The sequence below is a fragment of the Thermogutta sp. genome (assembly GCF_014359955.1).
Lineage (GTDB): Bacteria > Planctomycetota > Planctomycetia > Pirellulales > Thermoguttaceae > Thermogutta.
This window is the reverse complement of record NZ_JACIYL010000272.1, coordinates 1-5,172: the sequence shown is the minus strand read 5'-3', so window position 1 is coordinate 5,172 and position 5,172 is coordinate 1. Positions and strand designations below refer to the sequence as shown.

At 57.3% G+C, this 5,172-nt stretch carries 4 protein-coding genes; 2 read left to right on the top strand and 2 right to left on the bottom strand.

All coding sequences use genetic code 11. The features are described from left to right. The coding region (locus tag H5U08_RS09720) for a DUF4962 domain-containing protein (RefSeq protein ID WP_297032518.1) at nt 1-1,047 on the bottom strand (1,047 nt) is incomplete at its 3' end. A gap of 789 nt (nt 1,048-1,836) precedes the next feature. Here H5U08_RS09720 and H5U08_RS09715 point away from each other — a divergent pair. Beyond that, nucleotides 1,837-2,298 carry a hypothetical protein gene (locus H5U08_RS09715; RefSeq protein ID WP_297032516.1) on the top strand — a complete coding sequence of 154 codons (462 nt, stop codon included), beginning with the start codon at nt 1,837-1,839 and terminating at the stop codon, nt 2,296-2,298. Between the two features lie 303 nt (nt 2,299-2,601). Next, nucleotides 2,602-3,120: a transcriptional regulator NrdR gene (nrdR, locus tag H5U08_RS09710; protein WP_297032514.1), complete on the top strand. Its 519-nt coding sequence runs from the start codon at nt 2,602-2,604 to the stop codon at nt 3,118-3,120. Nucleotides 3,121-3,171: 51 nt separating this feature from the next. Here the strand turns inward: nrdR and H5U08_RS09705 are convergent. Then, a partial coding sequence (locus tag H5U08_RS09705; RefSeq protein WP_297032512.1) for an MMPL family transporter occupies nt 3,172-5,172 on the bottom strand: 2,001 nt, incomplete at its 5' end.

Genomic DNA, 5,172 nt, shown 5'->3' with positions numbered 1-5,172 from the left:
GACGAAACTGCCCAGTTCCAGGTGGCTGTGGTTGACATCGTTATCTCCACCCTTGAAGCCCACGAAGACGGCCTGATCTGTCCAGTCACTCCGCAGGGTCACGATGTCTGCACCGCGGAACCACTTGGCCACAGATTCCTGATTAATCTCAGCAGATTGATCGTTATACCACCAGAGATGGAGAGGTGTGCGGCCCTTGATCACTTCTCGCTCATGCCAGGCATACAGGGGTTTACCGAAGCGGGTCGCCAACCAGAACATTGGTGAGGCCGCTCCCACCCGGGCGGAACCGTCCGCGAAATTGAAAGCCAACCCACTGGGTCCGACCACGTGAATCCGAAAATCGCCCGCCTTGTCGAATCCAGGCGAATCGGACAGCCCGAAGTCAGTGCCGAGGGCACTTTGCAGTCCGGCGAGCATGTAAACGGTGTAATGGGTGGCATAACTCCAGTAACCGGGGCCTTCGGCCCAGGCTCCGTCGGGCGCGTAGTTGGCCATGGAGATGGGAACCGACTTGACGGCCTGGGTGACGATGTATTCGGCCAACTCCGGCTCTTCATCGGCCACAGCCAGGGCCCCCAGCGTCATTCCGCCATTGCACACCTGATTCCAATTCCACGCGGTTTTTGTCCACCACGTTCCTTTGCGGTAGACCTTCTCCCCCTCGCGGAGGCCCTTTTCGACGATGGCCTGCCGAATGGTCTGGCGCTGTTGTGGGTCCAGCACGTCGTAAAGCCAGTCGTATCCGATGGCGAGGGCGTGCGTCATCTCCGCCGTATCCAGGAAATGGGACGGATTCCAATCCAGAAAATTGGCCGCCGTGAGCATTTCTTTGATGGCCCGATCGGCATACCGACGTTCTCCTGTGAGCCGGTAAACCGTGGCCAGGAGGTAAACTCTTGAGAGACATCGGCGGCTCTGATCGAGCAACCGGGGACCTATGAGACGATGCTCAACTGGCGATTGATGGAACACTTGATCCGCTTCCTTCCGGAGAAACTCAAAGAGCGCCCGAGCTTGAGCATTGTGCGTTAGAAGCTGCCTCACCCGGCTCTCGTCCTCACGCGTGGCTATGAGTCGGGGGTGTTCCTTTCGCAAGGTCGCTAGCGGAGAGGGAGTATCCGACGCCGCGACGGGGTGGACGATCGTCAGAAGTGCGGGAAAACTGGACAGAACAGCAAAAATTACAAATTGTCTTGTCATGTGGGGACATGCCGAAAAAGACATCGACTGAGGTCCTCCTAAGTTGCAAGTTTTCCTGGACGTTGTCAACACTGACCGTTCTGGACGGGGCCAGACGCGGGGCTTGGAAGGATTCAAACGGGCAGGGCTTGTTTATTTCGCTGGTTGTGGTGATCATCTAGACCTAATTATCTTACCTACCCAGCCAGTATGATTGCAGCCGGCAACCATAGCGCACCCTTGAGGTGAGGTCCCGGAGTCCGGAAGAACTTCAAGCCATCGCGCCTTTCCGGGGTAGGTTTGGGGTTTTCACCAAGAAGCCTAGAAAGTGATCCGGAGGGGAAAGTCTGGTCTGGTACACTTTGTGCAAACTAATTACTACAGCACAGGCCATAAATGTCCTCCGAAAGGAACAGTTTACCCTATCTACGCCCTTGACAACGCTTCCCTAGTTGGTATCTTTAACAAGCTAGGGATGGGGATGCCCCACGGGAGGTGTGGTCGCATGTTACGAAACAGGGTGGCGACCACAGGTCGCAAGTGAGCGTGAGTCGTGGCGTGGCATCCGATGGATAGGAGCTCGGTGCTCCTGTTGCGTTGTTGGTGTGTCCGTTGCTGTCTGGGTGTTTCAGCCTTGAAGAGGAGGACCCAAACATGAATCGCTTGAGCATCCTGTGTGTCGCTGCTGTGTGTGTGGGACTGTTCATGGCGTGGGCGGCAAATGCCCACGAACCTAAGGCGTGCTGCCAGCCTGCTCCGGCCTGCCAGCCGGCGTGCGAGCAACCCGCTCCCCCTGCCTGCGAGCCGGCCTGCCCGCCCGTTCACCGCGTTGGTTTGCTGGCTCGGCTGCGGGCTCGGTGCGAGGCTCGGAAGGCCGCCAAGGCCTGCTGCGAACCCGCTCCGTGCGAAGAGCCGAAGCCCTGCGAGGCTGTGAAGGTCGAACCGGCCTGCCCGCCCGAGTGCCCGCCCCCGGTCCACCATCATTGCCGGTTGTTCGGTCGGCATCATCGGGTGGTGATCGTGGACGAGGCTTGCTGTCAGCCTGCGGCTGAGGCACAGCCGGCCCAACCCGCGGAAGCCCCCAAGCCGGCTCCCCAGCCTGAAGAGAAGAAGTGACTGAGTGTTGATGTGGTTCGGATGCCCGCCCCGACCTGGCTCAGGTTGGATTTTCCCCTCCCGTTATCTGCCTCTGTGCATCTGGCCAGTGGATGCCAACCCTGAAATGCTTTTTGCCCAGGCTACGTAACCCTGTGCGTAGCTGTATTGCGTGAAAGTATGCGAAAACCGACCCTCTTTTACGGAGGGTCGGTCTTTTTTGTAGCGTCAGCAATCCCTCGCATTTCGCTAAATTTCCAGAGACGATATACTAGCTCTAGATGGAAACTTCTCATACAAGGACGCTTAACAAGGTCTCTACCCATGAAGTGCCCGTACTGTCATCAAGATGATGATCGAGTGACCGATAGCCGCGTGGCGGAAAATGGCGCTGCCATCCGGAGACGCCGCCAGTGCAATCGGTGCGGCCGACGCTTCACCACCTACGAGCGCGTGGAGAAGCGCCGCCTTAAGGTTATCAAAAAAGACGGATCGCGGGTTCCGTACGACCGAAACAAGCTCAAAGCAGGCCTGGAAAAGGCCTGTTGGAAGCGTCCCATCAGTGACGAGCAAATCGAGGCCGTTGTTTCAGCCATTGAAGAGGATATCGAACGCAATTTCGATACCGAGGTTGAAAGCCGATACATCGGCGAACTGGCGATGCAGTATCTTCGCCAGCTTGACCAGGTGGCTTACGTCCGATTTGCCAGCGTTTACCGGCAATTTGAAGACGCTAAGGACTTCGTCGAGGAAGTCCAACCTATGCTCAGCGAATCTGCCTCACATGGTCTTCTCACGTCCCAGCCCAAACCGGTTCCACCCCAACTTGCCCAAAATCAATAATCTTCTGGCGCCCGCTGGGAAAAAGCCGGTCAGGCAGCACCGGTTCGTTTTTCAGTGACGGGACTCCACCGGCATTTCGGACTGAAGGTGGGGTTCCAGGTGGACTTCTCTCGCACGGGAAGTTTTCTCGGCCATTTTCTTCCGAGGCCATTTCGGCAGGTATCGATCCAGCAGCACGATAATACACGGAACCAAAATGGTTCGGATGACGAATGTGTCGAGCAATACGCCCAGTGCTAAGGCAAATCCCAGTTGATGCATCGTACGCAACGAACCGCTGATCATGGCAATGAACGTCCCCGCCATGATAATGCCGCAACTGGTGATGATGCCGCCCGTCTTCCGCAGAGCCGATTTCAGCCCCTCTGCAAACCCGTATTTGGCCTGTTCCTCCAACACGCGAGTGACAAGATAAATGTTGTAATCCTCCCCCACAGCCACCAGGATGACGAACAAAAACGTGGGCAGTTTCCAGTCCAGGCCATGATAGGTGGCCCCGCGAATCCACGAGAACACCAGTTCGGTGATCCCCAGTGTCACGTAATAGCCCCAAATGACTGACAGAACGAGCAAAATAGAGAGTATCGGACGTCGCAAAATCAGGATAAGGACAAACAGCACAGCGAGCGGAACCAACCTCTGAATAAGTTGCTGATCGCTGAGGGTCACCGCCCGAAGATCCCGGATACCGGGTGTTGTTCCAATGAAATAAAACTGGGCTCCATTCCAGTCAGCATGAGAACTCGCCCATTCGTTGAGATACTTCTCCAGGGCATCCAGCAAATAGATGCTCTCAACCGAGAACGGATCATAGGGGAAAATGACATCCAGGCGAGTGACCTTGCCACGATACGGTTCCTGCTGGGCCACATACATCGCCTTGGCCCGCGCCCGGACCACACCGCTCACAAACACACTCCCGGTGTTCCCCTCCCCGAGTGGGTCTACCAGACTTCTGACACTCTGAATCGGCTTGAATCGCGTCCCGTCGGGGGCCGGGTATTCCATCGAATAAATGGCTTGCGTGAGTTCGCGCAGCAGTCGAAAGCGATCGGGCCCCTCCAGAAAGTCGGCCTTGGGGTGATAGACGAGGATCGTGACCGGCCCCGTTTCCCCTGCGGGGAAATACTCGCGGAGGAGTGCCGTTCCCTGGACGCACCGTCGATCGGGCCCCAACTCGCTGAGCAGGTCATACGTGAGGTCAATCGACTGGGCATTCCAGACGAAAGGCGTCATCACGAGCAGAGATCCCGCCAGAATCAAGCCCGGCCGGCGCAACACGCCCTCTCCGAGGAAATTCCACAATCCCTGAAATCGTGCCCCCACAATCGAGCGCCGCCCCAGACGGATGTCGTCGGATTCCTCTCCCGAGTCCAGGTCCACCCGAAAAGGCCAGAAGACCTTCTTACCCAGCACACAGAGAATGGCCGGCGCCAAAGTGAGACACGCCACCAGGGCCACCACGAGGGCCACGGCAATCGCTGGCCCGCCGTTTCGGAATTTTCCAAAGTCGGAAAAGACCATCATCCCGAGCCCCAGGATGGTCGTCCAGGCACTGGCGAGAAGAGCCGCGCTCACCGCGTCAAGGGCCCTGGCTGCCGCATCGATAATGCCCGCCCCTTTGGAAAGCTCCTCTTTGTACCGCGCGATCAGGAACAGGCAGTAATCCGTACCGCTGCCAAAGAGGACCACCACCACAAAAATTTTCGTCGTTTTAAAGACCGCGAACTCAAACCAGCCTGTTTTCAGACTGATTCCCGCCAAGAGCGCGAGGGCGTCAAAGGCCGTAAATACCGCCACAGCCAGTGCAACAAGCGGCACTGCCGCAAGAAGAGGCGCCCGGTACACAACAAGCAGGATAATGATGATTAACCCAATCGTGGCCCATTCGGTGTTGCGGATACTCTCCTCAGCCGCAATGAGCATTTCCGTCCCTACAGCGCCGGAACCTGTGACCCCAATTTCCAGGCCTGCCGGTTTGTCAGGCGACCGCGCCAGCTCGTCGAGTTTTCTGTAAATCTCCGCGAGGGGCTTCATATTCTCCACGGCCAT

Excerpts from the sequence above, each read along its gene's own strand:
- H5U08_RS09715 (WP_297032516.1), top strand. The coding sequence starts at position 1,837 with ATGAATCGCTTGAGCATCCTGTGTGTCGCTGCTGTGTGTGTGGGACTG.
- nrdR (WP_297032514.1), top strand. The coding sequence starts at position 2,602 with ATGAAGTGCCCGTACTGTCATCAAGATGATGATCGAGTGACCGATAGC.